This window comes from Spirosoma sordidisoli (genome assembly GCF_004138325.1).
In the GTDB taxonomy this organism is placed as follows: domain Bacteria; phylum Bacteroidota; class Bacteroidia; order Cytophagales; family Spirosomataceae; genus Spirosoma; species Spirosoma sordidisoli.
The window spans coordinates 24,410-42,119 of record NZ_SBLB01000003.1 but is presented as its reverse complement, the minus strand read 5'-3'; the positions used below and the strand labels follow the sequence as shown (position 1 = coordinate 42,119).

The following is a 17,710-nucleotide window of genomic DNA, read 5'->3' as shown; positions in this document are numbered from 1 at the left end:
GCCCCTATGCGGGCTAACCGGCTGAGCAGGAGTCTCAATGCATACGATCGCCCCGCACGGCCATGTTCGCCATGATATCGGCTTCCACGGCCAGAAACTCTTTCCAGCGTTCGCGGACCCGGTCGGCGGGCAGGTAGGTTTCGGCCAGTTCGATAAAATTGCGGTAGTGGCCTGCCTCGGAGATCATCAGCTCGCGGTAGAACTTCCGCAGGCTCTCGTCGGCAATATGCTCGGAGAGGAGTTTGAAGCGTTCGCAGCTGCGGGCTTCGATCAGGGCGTTGATGAGCAGGTTGTCCATCAGCTGTTCGTTCTGATCGCCCGTTGACCGGCGCAGTCGGCTGCGGAGCTGGTTTACATACTCGTCTTTGCGCTGGCGTCCCAGGGGAATATTACGCTTCCGGAGTTCTTTCAGCACCCGCTGAAAATGCCCCCACTCTTCGGCTACAACGGGAGTCAGCACCTCAACCAGCTCTTCCTTATCGGAATAACTGACGATGAGGGAGATACAGGATGAAGCCGCTTTCTGCTCGCAGTAAGCGTGATCGATCAGGATGTCGCCGATGTTCATCCCGGCGATGTTTACCCAGCGGGGGTCAGTAGGTAGTTCGAGACCAAGCGTCGTTAAGCTCATAATCAACCGGCCAGTTCAGACTGTGACCATCAATAAAAAGCAAAGGTAACAGGTCCGGGCCGACTATTTACCAGTCAGTCGACGGCCCCTTTCGGCTTCGTATGGTTCGATCAATTCCACTGCAACCTGCGGCTGCGGATTGGTGTTAATCAGGTATGACAACAACCCGTGCTTTTCTGACCACTGCTTCCCTGCTGGTAGCGGCCTTGCTGATGACAGGCTGCCAGCAGCAGTCATCTACCAACAACTCACCCAAAGATACCAGCCCGGCCAAACTCCCTGAGCTGCAATCCGGCGAAGCCGTAGCCACGTTCGCAGCCGGTTGCTTCTGGTGTACCGAAGCCCAGTTTGAATCGCTGCGCGGGGTGCGCGAGGTCGTTTCGGGCTATGCCGGTGGCGAGCTGGAGAACCCCACCTACGAACAGGTCGGCACCGATCAGACCGGCCATGCCGAATCGATTCAGGTCTATTATGACCCGCGCGTCATTCCGTTCGATACGCTGGTCAAAGCTTTCTTCATCGGCCACGACGCCACCTCGCTGAATCGGCAGGGACCCGACGTAGGCACGCAATACCGGTCCATTGCCTTTTACCGGACCCCCGCCGAGAAAGCCAGTATCGAAACCGCCATCCGTCGCGAAAATGAATCGGGTCGATACAGCCGACCTGTTGTGACGCAGGTCGTACCGTTCCGGGCTTTTTACCCGGCCGAAGTCTATCACCAGGGCTACTATTATACCCACCCCGACGAGCTTTATGTCAGCTCGGTGTCTACGCCTAAAGTAGAGAAGTTCCGCGAACGCATGGCCAGCTGGCTGAAGAAGCCCAACTAAACACCCCGATCGAGGGCGGTCTGGAACAGTGGCTGGTTTACCAGCTTACTCCCAACTAGTCCGGACCGCCCCTGACCGGGTAGTCTGCAACCGTTCGAGCTGTACATCATCAAGTCCTGCGGCCATTTCCACAGCCCCGGAACCGTTCGGCTTAAACGTATATTGCGCGATTGACGGGAACCTTGTAACATTGCTCAGTCTTTCAACCAACGACTGACGCCCATGCCCGAACCAGACCAATCGATTGGCCGCAAAATCCTGAGTTTCTTCGTCAAAGAGGAGGAAGCCGCGCCCGGAACCGCTGCCGGAACCGCCCCGGCCAGTACGAACGCCCAACCCCGGCCAGCCGCGCCGGCTCAGCCTGTGCCCGCATCGCCAGTCGGCCCGGCGCCGACCCCGGCCGTGCCCCCCGGTACGGTAGACCCCAAATTTGCGCAGCATTTTGCCGATGTGCTGGCCCAGAACAATCCGCCCGGACCGGACTATTTCGAGTTTCGGGAAACCCTGCGTAGCCTGAACAACCTGGGCCTGACGGAAGAGAAGCAGTACCAGGCCGCCTGGGCCAGCTTCAAGGCGCTAAGCGGCAAAGCCGACGTGAGTCTACTGACCAATACGGCCAGCCAGTACATAGCGGCCCTGAACAAGGATCGCGATGGTTTCAGCAAAAGCGTGGAAGCTGCCCTGGCCGAACGGGTTGGGGGGCTGCAGAACGAACAGAAGCGATTACAGGCTGAAAGCGAAGCACTGGCCAAACAGCTGCTGGAGATTCAGAAACAGATCGATGCCAACACCCAGCGGCTGAACGCTATCGGGGGCGAAATAACGGAGCAGAGTACGAAGATTACCCAGAACCGGGCCAGCTACGACGCCACGTTTGCTCACTTTACGGATCAGATCAAGGCGGATATCGACAAGATCAAAAGCTATTTGAACTAGGAAGACGGTTTGCGGTTCTCCGGGTACCACTGGTGGCCTACTGCCTGGTCGTACCCGCAGCCATCCGCAACCGAACCGATTACACTGTCAAACGAAAACAAAATACATGGCAACTCCTGATTTTTCACAACTGGGCGGCAAGACGGACGTAGAGAAACGTTCGTTCTGGAGCCGTCCCGAAGGCATACTGGGCATGATCGTGCTGGCCGGGGTGGCGGGCTTCGGCCTGGTTTACTTCAACCGGATCATTGAGTTTCTGATCCGGGCCACCTCAAACGTACTCGAACTGGCGCTGTTGCTGGGCGTGCTGGGCGTGGTGATCTTTCTGGTTACCAGCCGCGACGTGCGAACGGCCGTTTTCTTCCTGTTCAAATCGCTCATGCGCAGTATAACCGGCACCGTTATCCAGCTTAACCCGATCGCAATCATGAAGATCTACATCGACGATCTGCGTAAGAAGCGGCAGGAGATGCAGGGGCAGATCGATACGCTGGCCGGCCAGCTGGTCAAGCTGAACAAACGCATCAGCCAGAACAACGAAACCATCAAGCAGAAATTCGCGGAGGCTAACAAAGCCAACGGTATGACCGACCGACCCGGTATGCGCGAGCAGGCACAGCTGGCCACCATCGAGGGAGCGGGCTTGCAGGAAATGAATGAGAAGCTGCTGCCCCTCCAGCGGAATATTACGATGGTGCTGGCCTTTATGGAAAAGGTCAACCAGAGCGCCGACTACATTATCAAGGAAACCGAGATTAAAGTCCGGCTCAAGGAAACCGAGTACCAGATTGTCAAAGAAAGCTCAAACGCGCTCAAAACCGCGGTCAGCATCTTCAAAGGCGATCCGGACAAGAAGTTCTATTTCGACCAGTCGATGGAATACATCCAGGACGACATGAGCCAGAAACTGGGCGAGATGAAGCGGGCTATGGACCTATCCATGGACTTCATCAATGGCGTCGATATTCAGAACGGTATTCTGTCTGACAAGGGTCAGGCGCTGCTCGAGGCTTATAATAAAGGCGAATTCAGGATGGTTCAGTTAGACACGCCCGGCGCCCCTAACCCCATTACCGCGCCCCAGCCCGGCCAGATCACCCCACCCAAAGACGCTGGCTACCGCAACCTGCTGGATTAGTCAATTAGTGGATGAGTGATTGTTTCAGCTACCTAGTCAATCACGAATTCACTCATCCACTTAATAAAAACCAATAAACAAATCACCTTTTACGCTATACCCTATGCAACGTTTAACCGTGGCCGGTCGGCTGCTCATCACGGCCCTGATCCTGGCCGCTATCTTCTTCGGGTTCCGTTATTTTGGCGGAAACGATGCGCTTCGGAAACTGGCTCCCAAACAGGAGTCTGAATCAGCTACCATGCCCCGCGCCGACGAGGAGTCGACAGCCTCGACCGACGAGTCGGTGGCGTCGGATAATGGATCGGGTTCGTCGAGTTCATCTACCGAAACGACGGCCAGCAGCAGCACGCGTCAACCGTTTACCTTTACGCCCCCGGCCCCGCAAAATGGTAAGCTGAAAGGGGTCGTTGAGCTGGGCGCCAGCGGCTTCAACTCGTTCATTGTGCGGATTGATGATCAGAAAAACTGGAAACTCGAAAAAGCTGAATTTGGCAATAGCCTGGTCATGGAGAACATGGCGACCGACGACGATGTGCGCGGGGGCTTGAAAAGCTACATCGGCAAAATGCTCGATTTCGGCGTAGGTGGTCGCGATATCCAGTTCGTTGTCAGTTCCGGCGCGGTCAAGGCCGAGGGGACCCAGAAAATTATCCGGGCGCTCAAATCGCTGAATTACGTAGTCAATACCGTAAGCCCCGAGCAGGAGGGCTCCCTGGCCCTGCGGGCGGTATTACCCGCCGACTTCTACGACAATGCGTTTGTTGTCGACATTGGCTCGGGGAATACCAAGCTATCCTGGAAAGAGGGCGGGCAAACGAAAGCGATCGAAACCTACGGCTCCAAATACTTCCAGAATGGCACGAGCGACGATGCCGTTTATAATGAAGTGAAGGCCAAGGCCAAACAGATCCCGGCCGATCACCGCAAAATATGCTTCATCATCGGTGGCGTGCCGTTTGAACTGGCCAAAGAGGTACGAAGCGGCAAGGAGCGCTATACGGTGCTGAATGCTCCCTCGGCCTACAAGGTAGAAAACGCCAAGTCGAAAGCAGGGGTCAACATCTACCGGGCCATTGCCGATGCTACCGGCGCCGAGCAGTTTGTCTTCGACTGGGATGCCAACTTTACCATTGGCTACCTGCTGACGCTGAAGTAAGTAAAAAGACCATACAGGGGGAGTTGTGAGAAGCGAGAGGAGAGACCTGCGGTGGCGTATGTTTCCGGCTCCTGTTCCACAACTCCCCTTTCGTTTATCCCCTACCCCCACCCTATGACACTACGCGCCTTATTTGACCTCCTCTCCGGGCAACCCACCCTGCTTTTTCTGCTCCTGTCGGCCGTACCCACAGGAGCATTTTTAGTTAACCTCTGGTCGGGCCACACGGCCGAATCGATCTGGCAATGGCGTTATGTGTACGCAGCGCTGGTCTATCTGGCGTGCCTGCCGGGCGTGTTTGCACTGACCCTGAACGTCTATCTATTTCTGTTTGAGCGCCAAAGCATCTGGGACATGAACCTCGCCGTTCAGCTGCTGCCCATCCTGACCATGGTGGCCACGCTGATGATGATTCGGCGAAAGATTCCGTTCAGCTACATACCCGGATTCGGCAAATTATCTGGCTTTCTGACGCTCATTGCCGCTATTATGGGTATCCTCTGGTTCGTTGACCGGACCCGCATCTACGCGGTTACCTACATCCCGTTCGTCTACATACTGGTCGGATTCATTGGCCTGTTACTCCTGATCCGCTTTGCCTGGAGCCGTTTGTTCTAGGGCTACTCGTGTACGTGGCTCTGTAGCCGCTGAATCAGCAGGGCCAGCATTCGGCGGGTAATTTCAGGCTCCTCGGCCATAAACGTGCTCCATTCTTCGGGCGTAAAATGTCCCAGCACCATACCGACGAGGGTGAGCCGCAGTTTGGTATCTTCCCGAACAGCCCGTTCGAGCTGAGCCAGCTTATCGGGCTTCGACAAGCGGTCGAACCGGATTTTTCGTTTGGGCCAGTGGTGGCTCCAGCAAGTCAGCAGGCTGTTATCCAGCATCTTGAGTATGGGCCGGAGGGTCTGGTTCTGAAATTGCTCGGCGGTACTGACAGCTCCTGGCTCAGTATCGATCGTGGGGCGCGACGGGGTGGTTCGTTCGGTCATGTTGCTTGATCCATGTTGTCTCTCTACAGACATGCTGTTGAGCGATATGGTTACCCGGCGGGCTCCCGGTCGTCCGATTTTCACATCTCTGCCCGTTACTTACGTCTTATGCCGGTACGCTTTACCCCCGCTTTTTACTGGATAACATCCTTCGCTGGTTGGCTGATAGTCGGTTGCCAGCCGCCGACCGGCGCCCCGTTTTCGGCCGGGTACGATTACTTCCCGCTGCAACCGGGCCAGTACCGGATTTATGACGTAACCGAGCATCGCTACGCACTAACCAGCGCGCCTGTTACCCGAACGTATCAGCTCCGGGAGGTGACAGGCCTTGCCTATACGGACGCAGCCGGACAGGTTGCTTACCAGTTGCACAGGTACCGGCGAGACAGCGAAACTGCCCCCTGGCAACCCGATTCGATCTGGAGTGCCAGACTGGTCAACAATGAAGCCATACGCACCGAAAATGGACGCGATTTTATCAAGCTGATGTTTCCACCCGGCGACCTGCTCACCTGGAACGGCAACCGCCGAAACGGCTCGGAACCAGATGAGTTGATGCTACGCAATAGTGGGCAGCCCTACCGCGTTCAGGATAAAGAGTTCGGCGAAACCGTAACCGTGCTGGCCCAGACTGACTCGACCCTTATATCGAAGAAAAAACGGATCGAGGTGTATGCCCGTCAGGTAGGACTCGTCTATGCCGAACAGACCCGGCTTTATTTCTGCACTTCATCGCCCGACTGTATCGGGAAAAACCAGATTGATTATGGCATTCAACAAGTCTACTCCATTCGTTCCTTTGGTATTGACTAAAGCAGGCTGGCTGGTTACCCTGTTTGTTCTGGTATCGTTCTCCGTTGCCGGCCAGACAAATCGCAAGTACCTAGTGTTGCTGCGCGACAAAGCCAGCTCGCCCTACAGCATCGATCGGCCCGGGCAGTTCCTGTCCCAGCGCGCGATCCAGCGTCGGCAGAAACAGAACATCGCCGTGCTGGAGCGGGATCTGCCCGTAACGCCCGCCTACGTCGCCCAGATTCAGCAGACGGGTGCCCGGATCTGGTATACGTCCCGCTGGTTCAACGCCGTACTCGTCGAAACCAACGAAACCACCCTGGCCACAATCCAGCGACTCCCGTTCGTGGCCGGGGTGGAATTCAACAAATCACTGGCCAACGCCCGCCTGGGCGAAACCGGGCGGGTCGCCAGCCTGGCCCAGGCCGGGAGTGCGGGAAAGTTTGGCGCCGTTGAGCCGCTGAACTACGGTAACTCCCTGAATCAGGTAACCCAGATCGGAGCCGACAAAATGCACCAGGCGGGGTACCGGGGCGAAGGTATGCTGATTGGGGTGCTGGACTCGGGTTTCCTGCGGGCTAACCAGCTCAGCTTTCTCAAACCCCTCTTCGACGAAAAACGGATTCTGGCGACTTACGATTTTGTTCGGAAGGAGACCAGCGTCTACGAAGATGATTCCCACGGCCTGTCGTGTTTGTCGGCCATTGCCGCTACGGCCGATAACCAGCTATACGGCACGGCTTTTAAAGCCCAGTTCATTCTCTTACGTACCGAAGACGCCGGTAGCGAGCAGCGTATTGAAGAAGCCAACTGGCTGTTTGGCGCCGAATACGCCGACAGCGCCGGCGTCGATGTGATCAGTTCGTCGCTGGGCTATACGACCTTCGACGATCCTGCTTCGGGCTATACCTACCGGGATATGAATGGCAAAACGGCGCTCTCGAGCCGGGCCGCTCAGATCGCGGCCGAAACGGGCATGGTAGTCGTGGTAGCGGCTGGTAACGAAGGGTCGGGCAGCTGGCGGTATCTGTCGGCTCCTTCCGATGCGGCCGCCGTGCTGGCCATAGGCGCCGTGACGCAAACGGGCCAGCGGGCCGCTTTCAGCTCGTTTGGCCCCTCGGCCGATGGACGGGTGAAACCGGACCTTGCAGCCCGCGGGCAGGGAACACTGGTCGGCAGTCCCGGGGGGCAGATCGTCTCCGGAAACGGCACCTCGTTTGCTACGCCCCTGGTGGCCGGACTGGCTGCCGGCTTCTGGCAGGCCAACCCCCGCCTGACAGCCGCCCAGGTTACCGATGCCCTGCGCCGATCGGGAAGCCAGTATACTTCACCCGATGATCAAGTCGGGTATGGAATACCCAATTTTGAACGGGCCATGGAAGTGGCCCGGACGTACAGCCAGTTCCTGATTTACCCCAATCCCTTCAGCGATAGCCAGCCCCTGGCCGTGCAGTGGGGCGACGTCCAGGCCAACACGACTATCGACGCCACCCTGACCGATCTGGCCGGACGCGTAGTCTGGAGTAATCGCTATACACCGGCGGGCTTAGCGGCCTTTGTACTCCCTCCTCTTAACCTATCGGCAGGCTTATACGTTATGACTTTGGTGGCCGGTGATCAGAAGAGGTCCATTAAAGTCATAAAACAATAATGTATGGCACAGGTAGAGGTCGTTCGGGGCGATATAACCAGCCAGGTCGTTGATGCCATCGTCAACGCGGCTAACACGAGTCTGCTGGGGGGCGGTGGTGTAGACGGCGCCATTCACCGGGCGGCAGGGCCCGAACTGGTCATGGCGTGCCGGCAGCTGAATGGCTGCGCAACGGGCGATGCAAAAATTACCAGCGGCTTCCGGCTGCCCGCCAAACACGTCATCCACGCCGTTGGACCCGTGTGGCGGGGCGGTCGACACGGCGAATCGGACTTACTGGCCAGCTGTTATAAACGGTCGCTCGAACTGGCAACGGATCACGGCCTGACCAGTATTGCCTTTCCTAACATCAGCACGGGTATTTACGGCTACCCCAAAGCCGAGGCCGCCCGTGTAGCCATCCGTACGGTTCAATCGTTTTTGCAGGCTCAGACCTCGGTCGGGCAGGTTATCTTCGTTTGCTTTGACAGCGACAACTACGAGTTGTACACCGACCTTTTAACGCAGGGGCTGGGTTGAGCTACTTTTTTTCGAGCGCGCGTAGGGGTACGAACGTGTTGGCTGGTCTATCCGGAAACATGCGAATCTCTTATGCAACTGCTTATCAAATCTGGCATTTTCTGCCTGACACTTCTTTCATTCACAGCCTGCCATTTTACTAAAGTAAACCCGGAGGCAGGCAACCTCACGACAACCACGCGGCCCGTTTCCGGCTTTTCGGGCCTGCGGATCGAAGATGGCATCCAGACGACCATCGTGAAGGGGACGACGGAGAGCGTTACGATCGAAACCCGTGAAGGGTACCAGTCGTACTTCAAAACGGAGGTTGTCAACGGTGTGCTGCGCATTTACATCGACAATCGGCTGAACACCCGTAACCTGAGCGAGCGCCGGGCCGTTGTGACCATGAAAGCCCTGACGAGCCTGAACACCTCGGGCGGTGCGCGCGTTACGAGCAGCGACAATTTCGCGCCGGGGAGTTTGTCGATAAAGGTCAGTGGCGGTGGCTTCGTAGGCCTCCCCCTCACAACGGATATCCTGACCATCAGCGGCAGTGGCGGTTCAGAAATTGAGCTGTCGGGTACGGCCCGTACGGTAACGATCGACGATCTGAGCGGTGGTAGTACGGCCAAACTAGCTAACCTGCCGGCCAACGCCTGCACGGTAGACGCGTCGGGAGGTAGCGTGGCCGAAGTTAATGTCAGTCAGGAGCTGACCGTTCGGGCGTCGGGCGGGAGCCGGGTTCGGTACCGGGGTACGCCCCGCATTTCGCAGAACCTGTCGGGTGGCTCGTCGGTCAGCCAGCTGTAGTCAGACGTCCGTATTCCGTTCAGCCAGTATCCAGACAGCTTCGTCGCCCAAGGCATAGGTTTCGCCATCGGTAGTGCCGTAGCAGGCCACTACCGTGAGACCAGCCTGGGCAAAAAGCTGACACAGGTGCCCCAGGGTATAGACGTAATGCCGGGCGACCCGCGTCTCCGTTTTGCCGTCGTGTACGTACGTCAGGTGCGAGTCGATCCGGCTTTCGAGGGGGTCGTACTCGTTTTCGACCAGAAACAGAATGGGCTGATCCGGGTCGCCCACGGGTTGCCAGTTACGGGCCTGATAGTCGGGCAGTACCGATTCGGCAATCATTTCGGTATGAGCCAGAAATCGGCCACCCGGCTTCAGCAAGCCAGCAATCTGGCGCAGAAATGCCAGCATGTCGGCCTGGGAGAAAAAGCTAAAGCTGTTTCCCAGACAATAGCCGGCGTCAAAGGGGGCTTCTGCCTCGAGGGTTGGGCCTACGGCCAGAAAATCACCCTGAACCGGGTTGAGGCTTAGTTTTTCGGCGCGGGCAGCCTGCTCCAGTTCATCGATATACTCCTCCGAAATATCGACTCCAGTAAGCCGGGCCCCCATGCGCGCCAGCGGCAACGCATGTCGACCGTAGCCGCAGAACACATCCAGCACCCGATCGCCGGGGCCGAACTCGAGGGTCTCGACCAGCAGTTCCAGCTCCAGATGGGTTTGTTCGTCGGTCTGTGCCGCCTTCCAAGCAAGCTGCGGCAAACCCGTAAAAAAAGTATGATACCAGGCCATGGTGGTAGTGATGAGTTAGGAGCGATGAGCGATGAGTCACTTTCAACATACATCGCTCATCACGCCTAACTTAACTCATCACTTTAAAGTTGAAAGCGTTTCCTGGATGGCCTGGAAGCTGGGCACTTCGCCGGCGTTATCGAGGACTTCGGCGTACTGGATGATCCCCTGCTGATCTACCACAAAGGCCGCGCGTTTGCTTACGCCTTTCATGTTCATCACGAAGGTGTCGTAGTAGGCACCGTAAGCCTGTGATACGTCTTTGTTGAAATCGGATAAGAGATCGAATGGCAGGTTCTGCTCTTCTTTGAATCGGGCCAGCGTAAAGGGCGAGTCGACCGAAATACCCACCACGTCGGCATTCAGCCCCGCGTAGGTGCTGATGTTGTCACGAACCTCGCAGAGTTCGGCCGTGCAGACGCTGGTAAACGCCATCGGAAAAAACAGGATAATCAGGTTTTTATTCTCAAAACCAGCCAGTGATACTTCTTTTTTGTCGCTGCTGAAGAGCGTGAATGCGGGGGCTTTTTGTCCGGGGGAGAGCATTTTGTCAGGTAGTGCAGTTGGTTAAGTGTATAACAAACCCGGCCAAAATTGTTCATTTTTCGGTGCGGAATCAAAAGCAAGTCTGAAAATTGGGTAATTTTCAGGGTTCATCGGCCCCTGTGTTTCCATAGGCTGGCTGGCCGAAACAAGCTGTATTCAACAAAACCTCTGCACATAAACTATTCCCTGAATGCAAACCTACTGGGGTATTGACCTGGGCGGCACCAAGATAGAAGGCGTTATTCTGCAAGTCGAACGAGGTACCGCACCAACGCCCGACGCTGTCATCATCCGCAAACGCATTGATACCGAAGCCCATAATGGCTACGACCATATTCTGAACCAGGTTGTCAGGCTCATCGATTTGCTGAAAGCCGAAACCGGTCTCACACCCGAACGCATCGGCTTTGCTACCCCCGGCACCTTCGACCCGGCCCGGCAGACCATGAAAAACTGCAACACCACCTCGCTGAATGGCAAACCCATGAAGCAGGATTTGGCCCAGTTGCTGGGGGTTCCGGTCGAGCTGGCCAACGATGCAAACTGTTTTGCCCTGGCCGAAGCCACCCTCGGCATCGTACCCGATGTCGTACCTGATTTCCAGACCGTTTTTGGCGTCATCATGGGAACGGGAGTTGGCGGAGGGGTGGTGGTTCGGGGCCGCGACGGCGCTCCATTTGTCCTGAACGGCTTACAGGGTATCGGTGGCGAATGGGGTCATAACATCCTCGAAGAAAACGGTCATTCGTGCTACTGCGGCAAACGCGGCTGCACCGAACAGGTGATCTCGGGTCCGGCTCTTCAGCGCTATTATCAGCAGCTGAGTAATGAACAGCGAACCATGAAAGAGATTATGGAGCGCTATCACGCGGGCAACGACCTGGCCGCCAGCCAGACCGTAAACCGGATGCTGGAGTACTTCGGCCGGGCTGTTTCCACCCTTATCAATGTACTCGACCCCGACGCTATCGTGCTGGGCGGGGGCGTCGGGAACGTTGATCTGCTGTATACCGAGGGCGTTGAGCGTGCCAAGAAGTACGTTTTTAACTCGGGCGAGATCCGGACAGCGTTTCTCAAACCTAAACTCGGCGACAGCGCCGGTGTATTCGGTGCGGCTATGCTGTAAACTTAGACTCCCAAACGCAATGGGGCGGCAACGAACATCATTTCGTTGCCGGCCCATTGCGTTACCAGAGCACTACGATTAACGGGGTCGGCGACCGCCACCGCCGGCCGGCGCACCACCGGCGGGCTGCTGCGGCTGCCCCCCACCGTTGTCGCCCCCTTCGCCCGATTTGATATCGTCGTTTTCGACCGACCGGCCCCGACGACGCTGGGGCGCATCGAACGAGAGTTTACCAAACTTATAACTGAAGTTAGCCCGGACACCCGCGTTGTACAGGCTCGTGAGGGTGTTCTGGGTAAAGATCGGCGACGACGACTCCGACCGTACCTGGAAGGGGTGGTTGAAGAAGTTCTCGCCCGCAAGGCCGAAGCTCCCACGCTTGTCTTTAAAGTCTTTCTTCACCCCCAGGCTGTAGAAGGCAAACCCGCCCCGGTATCCCTGCAACTGAATTTCGCGGCCGCGAATAAAGCCGAAGCCCTGAAGACCCCAGCCGTTTTTGATGTTCAGGCTGGTGAAGAAGCGCCCGGTTACTACCCAGCCCGAGTTCGTGGCCCGGTAGATCGACGTGGTGCTGTTGTTGGTCAGATAGGCGTAGAACGCATCGAAGCCCCCGCCAATCTGCCATTTCGAAAAGAGGGTAGCGTTGCCAAACACGTTAACCCCGTATGACTCTTCGCGACCAATGTTGAAGTACGTTGTCCGGATCGGGCGTGCCTGGGTGGGGTTCACTACATCGCCGGACGTGACCGTATCACGCACGCTGGTGATCGAATTGTTGGTACGCCGGTAAAACAGCGATGCGTTTACGTACACGTTTTTGATGTAGGCGCTGCTGCTAAACTCGAAGTTATCGGTCAGTTCCGGCGCCAGTCGCGGGTTACCCACCGTAATGTTCGTTGGGTTCGAGTTGTTGGTGTTGGGGTTCAGGAACTGGATACCCGGCCGTTGCAGTCGACGGTTATACGCCAGCTTTATGGTTCTGCCGCCTTTTAACGCTTTGGAGATGTTCAGGCTCGGCACCAGGTTATTGTAGCTCGGGATACCCAGATCTTCGCCGGCAGCGGCTCCCTGCTCACCCGGCTGGGCCTGGCTGAAGAAAGCGTTGATCTCGGTATGTTCGAACCGGGTACCGGCTTTGATCGTGTACTTGTTCCTGGTAGTAATCGTGTACGAGACGTAGCCAGCCGCGATGCTCTGGTCGTAATTCAGCGTATTGGACAGCCTCGTGAGGTCTTCCTGAAACGGACCGTTCCCGATAGCGAAGTTGTAGCCAAAGTTGCTCTGTACCTGCCGGTAGATTCCCTTGCCGCCAAACTCAAGTTGCTGGTTTTTGGCAAGGGGCGTTTGGTAGTCGGCCTGAATGGTGGTCTCCTGGTTGTAACTGTCGTTCAGGTTCTGCTGACGGGACGCCAGTGTGGTGAAATCAGCCGAGCTGAGGATGTCAGCCACGAAGTTGTTATTGCGATTGTTGCGGCTGAACTGGGCCGATACGCTCAGCTCCTGTTGCGGCTTATAGGTCTTGGTGTAGTCGATGTTGGCATCGACGGTTCCCGACAGATCTTCCGTCTTAACGTTTCTGAGGTTATAAGTCGGGAAGAACGCGCGGCTGGTTTTGGTCAGAAAATTATCCTGATACTGCACGTTATTGCGCGCACCATACCGCAGGCTGGCCGTGATAGCGCTGTTCTTGGAAATGTCATAATCCCAGCCGAGCGTATACTGCCCGAAAATACCGCTGCTGCGGGTGTCGGCGGTCTGTTCGGTGGTGGTCGTCTGACCGGCTCCGCCGAATACCTGCTGGGTGTTGGCAAATCGTCCCCGTACGTTGTAGTTGGCCCGTCCGAAACCGCTCAGGGAGAAACCCATCTTGCCGGTACGCAGGTTGCCGTTCAGGCCCAGGTTGCTTCCCCGGTTTCCTACGCCCGAATCGAGGTTGAGCGTGAAGCCCTGCAGGTTGTTCTTCTTGGTGATGATGTTGATGATACCGGCCGACCCTTCCGCGTCGTATTTGGCCGAAGGGCTGGTAATCACCTCTACGGTCTTGATCATATCGGCCGGAATCTGCTTGAGGGCATCGGCTACGCTGCTCGCCACGATGGTGCTGGGCTTGTTGTTGATCAGCACCCGTACGTTACTGCTGCCCCGCAGGCTCACGTTCCCGTCGAGGTCGACCGAGAGCAGCGGCACTTTCCGCATCACGTCGGTAGCATCGCCCCCTTTGGCGGTCACGTCTTTTTCGGCATTGTACACCAGCCGGTCCACTTTTTCCTCAACCAGCGCAGCCTGGCCCACCACCTCTACTTCCTTCAGTGTACGAACATCGGGCGACAGCTTAACAGTACCCAGGTTCACGTCGCCCCGGCGATCGAGCTTAACGCTCGACACGATTTTGTTCTGGTACCCAACGAACGAGATCAGCAGCCGGAAATCGCCCTGTGGCAGTTTGTTGAGCGTGAACCGCCCCTGGTCATCGGCAACGGTGCCATCGATGGGTTTACCGGTTTGTACGCTAACGAGCGCAATACTGGCAAATTCGACGGGTTTGCTGGTCGTTGAGTCAACAATCACGCCCGTCAGTTTAGCATTCCCCCGGGGCGTATCGTCGGTCGACGTACCCGGAATCGCGCCGGCAGGTCGCTGGGAGCCTCCGCCCGGCATACCCGGAAATTGGGCCACGGCTATACCCGGTGAGGTAAACGCTGCCATGCCGATCAGAACGGAGAGTAAAGAGTTTTTCATAAATTGAAGAATACGAAATAGTTACTTACTGGAAGTAACAACTGAGAAGGGTTTTGTTCCCGAAATAAGACAACTTAGTTGACCGAATTTCGTACCTGACCTTCCGCACCCTCCGATTTACTACATAAGCGGCCCTGAACGGGGACAGACGGGACGAACTACCTAAGAAAAAAGCTCAGGGTAGGGCGCCAACTCCGGGTAACTGGCCGGTTTCATCACCTCCGGCACATCGCTCGGATCGGTTCGGGATGTGATCCGCTTACTGATGCTATGACTATGCATCCTGGAGGCCGGATACGCATCGGCCAGCAGCGCCAGCACTTCCCGGCTGCTCAGGTCTTCGTGCAGCCAGGTCTGCTCGGCTTCGGGCGTCAGCACACATGGCATCCGCTTCTTGGTGTTGTGAATAGCCGCCAGCAGTGGGTTGGCATCGGTGGTCAGCAGGGTATAGGTCGTGTGGAGTTCACCCGTTTCGGGATCGGGCCACTCGTCCCACAGACCCGCAATCGATGCCACTGGCTGATCGGCGGATGTGATATAAAACGGAAACTTCCGGCTCCCCATCGTATGCCACTCATAGAAGCCAGTGACCGGAATCAGGCAGCGCTGACCTTTCTGGGCTGCGGTTCGGTACGATGGCTTCTCGTATATCGTTTCAGAGCGAGCGTTCAGCGTGCGCGTTCGGATCTCGGCGGCATCGCTGGGCGACTTAACCCAGCGCGGCACCAGGCCCCATTGGATCAGCTGTAGCTTGCCGGGTTCCTGCCGGGTAATGATCGGCCAGTCGGGAAACTGATACCCGCTGGCGTGGTAGATGGGCAGGTTTGCAGAGGCAGATGCGAGCGTGGCCCCGTATCGCTCTTCGAGTTCGGGTGCCGAGACAGCCAGCGATTTATGATAACACATAGTTAGAACAGACAGTTAAGCGGTTTGACACAGTTGACGGGGTACTCAGGGCCGACCGCTACACAACAGCGGCTGAACCAGCCAGACGTTCGGAGCAATCCCGGACCACCTGATGGTCTATACTAAACAACCCACGTCGGCTGCGGTTCATTGCATACAGACACTAAATCCACTGAACGGACTTTGACACCCGCACCATCTCTGGCCGAACTGGAGGCCGACTGCTGGCAGCAGCTTGCCACGGCTCTCGAGCAAAAACAAAACCGTACTGAAAGCCATGGTTTTCAGACGATGACCGTAGCTACCTGCACCCACCTCGGCGCCGACGCCCGAACGGTGGTGCTCCGCCAGGTAGACGCCGACCGCAAATATGTCTGGTTTCATACTGACGCCCGTGCCGAAAAAGTTATTCAGCTCGAAGCGTTCCCGAATGCCGTCCTGCTGCTCTGGGACCCGGCCCAGCAGATACAGCTCCGGCTGACCATCGAACCCCGGCTCCACACCGACGATCATGTTGCCGATGACCACTGGCAAAAGCTGTGGGTAGGCGGCCGCAAGCAGTATCTCTCGGCCCATACGCCCGGCTCGGTTCAACCGGCCCCCTACCCTGGTTTCCCGCCCGAGCTGGGCGAGAACCTGCCGAGCCCCGAAGAGAGCGAAGCCGGCCGGCCTAACTTCGCCGTTATCGAATGTCGGGTACTGGCGGTCGATTATCTGCGGTTAAGCCGGGCGGGTCAGACCCGGGCGCGGTTCGAGTACGAGCCGAATGAACGATTCAACTGGTTAGCGCCTTAGCCTTTCCGGCGGTTTCGCCCTTTCCGCCAGCCGCCTATATCCTGGTAGATACGGTCCAGAAAAATAGCCGGGCTGATCGAGTAGAACAACCCGTTCAGCGTTGATTCGCTGAGCGGTACGGGTTCGTGCAGGGTGTAGCGGTACCCGGCCATGAAGTTGACGCCAAACCAGCGTAGTGGCTTTATGCCGAATACGACGGGTAGTTTAACCGAAGCCGACAGCCCGACACTCAGTGGCACGGCTACCGTTCGCCGATGAACGGGTTGCTGGGTGTCGCGGTTCAGCATCTCATAGCGGGCAGACCCCAGCCCTACTTCCACCAGCGTACTCAACTCCCAGAAACGGCGTCGGAAAAAGTAGGGTTCTACATAAACCGTAGCATACTGCAGCCGTCGGCGGCTGACGTCAAACTCGTCCCAGGGTTCGTTGATCGACTGGTTCGTAAAATAATAGCCCACACCCACTTTTATGTTGACGGGCAGCAGCAGACCCGCGCGGGCACCCCACACGTTGACGGGGTTACGCAGCAGGGGCTGATCGGCATTTTTGAGGTAGAAAAACCGTTGATCCGTTTCTACGATCAGCTTCGGCTTGTCGGGTCGTTCGTTCTGACCGGGTCGCAGCGTATCGGCCGCGTCAGTTTGCGCCCAAAGCCCGGCTACCGGTACCCCTACCAACAGGAAAAACACATACAGGCAAAACCGGGCCATCATCATCAGCGCGCGAATGGGAAATCATACGTATAGCCAATAAACCGCGAAACCCGCAGCCGTGTTATGGCTATACGTCTTACAGAACCCGATATGGCCAAGTCTAAACCCGACCCAACCCGCGCCTTCAACTACGACCTCGACTACCGAACGCTGAACCTGCGCGAACAGCCCGAACTGTACCGGGTAGGTAAAGGCGAGATGGGCGTCCTGCTCGTTCAACCCTACAAATCGGAAATACTGCCGCACTGGCGGTTCAAAACCCCCGATATAGCCCGCGAATCGTCGGAGAAGATCTTTCAGCTCTTCCTCGACTACAAGGCCCAGGGTGATTTTGTGGGGATGGACATGGCCCGAAAATTCCTGCAGATGGGCTACACCCGTTCCCGCCGGTACGCCAACCACCGCTCCGGCCAGAAATATGACGGTCCCGTTCCCGATGATCAGAAAGGTCGGTCGGGGGCCCACGGTCGGCCGCAGCTCCCCCGTGAAGAAGACCCCGTCAAGGCCGAATCGGCGCGTATTTTTTACGCGGTTTACCTCCGGGCCCGCGAAGACGAGACGTACAAACGATTGAAAAAGGAGTGGCAGCAGACCTACGGATAATTCTCCGCGTATCTTTGTGGGGTCTTCACACGCGCTGATCCAGCAGGGGTCTGCAGTCAGAAGCCGCG

General features: G+C 57.0%; 19 protein-coding genes. 12 read left to right on the top strand and 7 right to left on the bottom strand.

Annotation, left to right across the window (positions count from 1 at the left end; translation table 11 throughout):
• Nucleotides 1–34 precede the first annotated feature (34 nt).
• The gene (gene miaE / locus EQG79_RS12080; RefSeq protein WP_077921087.1) at nt 35–631 is read right to left on the bottom strand and encodes a tRNA-(ms[2]io[6]A)-hydroxylase; all 597 of its coding nucleotides are present in this window, start codon (nt 629–631) and stop codon (nt 35–37) included.
• A 155-nt stretch (nt 632–786) separates the two neighbouring features.
• On the opposite strand from miaE, the gene msrA reads away from it, so the two are divergent.
• The 5 genes from msrA to EQG79_RS12055 all read left to right on the top strand — a co-directional run bounded on the left by msrA (nt 787) and on the right by EQG79_RS12055 (nt 5,315).
• A complete protein-coding gene (msrA, locus tag EQG79_RS12075) occupies nt 787–1,464 on the top strand; it encodes a peptide-methionine (S)-S-oxide reductase MsrA (RefSeq protein WP_077921088.1) in 678 nt (225 codons plus the stop codon).
• Between the two features lie 222 nt (nt 1,465–1,686).
• Nucleotides 1,687–2,400 carry a hypothetical protein gene (locus tag EQG79_RS12070; RefSeq protein WP_077921089.1) on the top strand — a complete coding sequence of 238 codons (714 nt, stop codon included), beginning with the start codon at nt 1,687–1,689 and terminating at the stop codon, nt 2,398–2,400.
• 106 nt (nt 2,401–2,506) lie between these two features.
• The gene (locus EQG79_RS12065) at nt 2,507–3,538 is read left to right on the top strand and encodes a hypothetical protein (protein ID WP_129601621.1); all 1,032 of its coding nucleotides are present in this window, start codon (nt 2,507–2,509) and stop codon (nt 3,536–3,538) included.
• Nucleotides 3,539–3,641: 103 nt separating this feature from the next.
• Nucleotides 3,642–4,697, top strand: coding sequence for an acetate and sugar kinases/Hsc70/actin family protein (locus EQG79_RS12060; RefSeq protein WP_077921091.1), 1,056 nt, complete (start codon nt 3,642–3,644; stop codon nt 4,695–4,697).
• Between the two features lie 114 nt (nt 4,698–4,811).
• Nucleotides 4,812–5,315 carry a hypothetical protein gene (locus EQG79_RS12055; protein ID WP_077921092.1) on the top strand — a complete coding sequence of 168 codons (504 nt, stop codon included), beginning with the start codon at nt 4,812–4,814 and terminating at the stop codon, nt 5,313–5,315.
• 2 nt (nt 5,316–5,317) lie between these two features.
• Here EQG79_RS12055 and EQG79_RS12050 read toward each other — a convergent pair whose 3' ends face one another.
• Complete coding sequence (locus EQG79_RS12050; RefSeq protein WP_129601620.1) at nt 5,318–5,689, bottom strand: glyoxalase; 372 nt, start codon at nt 5,687–5,689, stop codon at nt 5,318–5,320.
• A 108-nt stretch (nt 5,690–5,797) separates the two neighbouring features.
• Between EQG79_RS12050 and EQG79_RS12045 the strand changes: the two genes are divergently transcribed.
• The 4 genes from EQG79_RS12045 to EQG79_RS12030 all read left to right on the top strand — a co-directional run bounded on the left by EQG79_RS12045 (nt 5,798) and on the right by EQG79_RS12030 (nt 9,443).
• Nucleotides 5,798–6,502, top strand: coding sequence for a hypothetical protein (locus tag EQG79_RS12045; protein WP_129601619.1), 705 nt, complete (start codon nt 5,798–5,800; stop codon nt 6,500–6,502).
• Nucleotides 6,456–8,132, top strand: a complete 1,677-nt coding sequence (locus EQG79_RS12040) for a S8 family serine peptidase (protein WP_129601618.1) — start codon at nt 6,456–6,458, stop codon at nt 8,130–8,132. Before EQG79_RS12045 ends, EQG79_RS12040 begins: the two co-directional genes overlap by 47 nt.
• Nucleotides 8,133–8,135: 3 nt before the next feature.
• Nucleotides 8,136–8,651: an O-acetyl-ADP-ribose deacetylase gene (locus tag EQG79_RS12035; protein WP_129601617.1), complete on the top strand. Its 516-nt coding sequence runs from the start codon at nt 8,136–8,138 to the stop codon at nt 8,649–8,651.
• A gap of 72 nt (nt 8,652–8,723) precedes the next feature.
• Nucleotides 8,724–9,443 carry a head GIN domain-containing protein gene (locus tag EQG79_RS12030; RefSeq protein ID WP_129601616.1) on the top strand — a complete coding sequence of 240 codons (720 nt, stop codon included), beginning with the start codon at nt 8,724–8,726 and terminating at the stop codon, nt 9,441–9,443.
• On the opposite strand, the gene EQG79_RS12025 is transcribed toward EQG79_RS12030, so the two are convergent.
• Together EQG79_RS12025 and EQG79_RS12020 are read right to left on the bottom strand one after the other, a co-directional pair.
• Nucleotides 9,444–10,184, bottom strand: coding sequence for a class I SAM-dependent methyltransferase (locus EQG79_RS12025; RefSeq protein ID WP_317126249.1), 741 nt, complete (start codon nt 10,182–10,184; stop codon nt 9,444–9,446). It lies immediately after the preceding gene.
• Between the two features lie 108 nt (nt 10,185–10,292).
• Nucleotides 10,293–10,760 carry a redoxin domain-containing protein gene (locus tag EQG79_RS12020; protein WP_077921099.1) on the bottom strand — a complete coding sequence of 156 codons (468 nt, stop codon included), beginning with the start codon at nt 10,758–10,760 and terminating at the stop codon, nt 10,293–10,295.
• A gap of 190 nt (nt 10,761–10,950) precedes the next feature.
• Here EQG79_RS12020 and EQG79_RS12015 point away from each other — a divergent pair, with 190 nt between their 5' ends.
• Nucleotides 10,951–11,886, top strand: a complete 936-nt coding sequence (locus tag EQG79_RS12015) for an ROK family protein (protein WP_077921100.1) — start codon at nt 10,951–10,953, stop codon at nt 11,884–11,886.
• Between the two features lie 78 nt (nt 11,887–11,964).
• On the opposite strand, the gene EQG79_RS12010 is transcribed toward EQG79_RS12015, so the two are convergent.
• Together EQG79_RS12010 and EQG79_RS12005 are read right to left on the bottom strand one after the other, a co-directional pair.
• On the bottom strand, nt 11,965–14,625 hold the full coding sequence (locus EQG79_RS12010; RefSeq protein ID WP_394343308.1) for a TonB-dependent receptor domain-containing protein: 2,661 nt from the start codon (nt 14,623–14,625) through the stop codon (nt 11,965–11,967).
• Between the two features lie 162 nt (nt 14,626–14,787).
• Nucleotides 14,788–15,531 carry an SOS response-associated peptidase gene (locus EQG79_RS12005; RefSeq protein ID WP_129601614.1) on the bottom strand — a complete coding sequence of 248 codons (744 nt, stop codon included), beginning with the start codon at nt 15,529–15,531 and terminating at the stop codon, nt 14,788–14,790.
• Nucleotides 15,532–15,714: 183 nt separating this feature from the next.
• Here EQG79_RS12005 and EQG79_RS12000 point away from each other — a divergent pair, with 183 nt between their 5' ends.
• On the top strand, nt 15,715–16,326 hold the full coding sequence (locus EQG79_RS12000; protein WP_077921103.1) for a pyridoxamine 5'-phosphate oxidase family protein: 612 nt from the start codon (nt 15,715–15,717) through the stop codon (nt 16,324–16,326).
• Here the strand turns inward: EQG79_RS12000 and EQG79_RS11995 are convergent.
• A complete protein-coding gene (locus tag EQG79_RS11995) occupies nt 16,323–17,042 on the bottom strand; it encodes a hypothetical protein (protein WP_077921104.1) in 720 nt (239 codons plus the stop codon). The two genes, EQG79_RS12000 and EQG79_RS11995, sit on opposite strands and share 4 nt — an antisense overlap.
• 87 nt (nt 17,043–17,129) lie before the next feature.
• Between EQG79_RS11995 and EQG79_RS11990 the strand changes: the two genes are divergently transcribed.
• Nucleotides 17,130–17,642, top strand: coding sequence for a DUF4385 domain-containing protein (locus tag EQG79_RS11990; protein WP_077921165.1), 513 nt, complete (start codon nt 17,130–17,132; stop codon nt 17,640–17,642).
• Nucleotides 17,643–17,710: the final 68 nt, after the last annotated feature.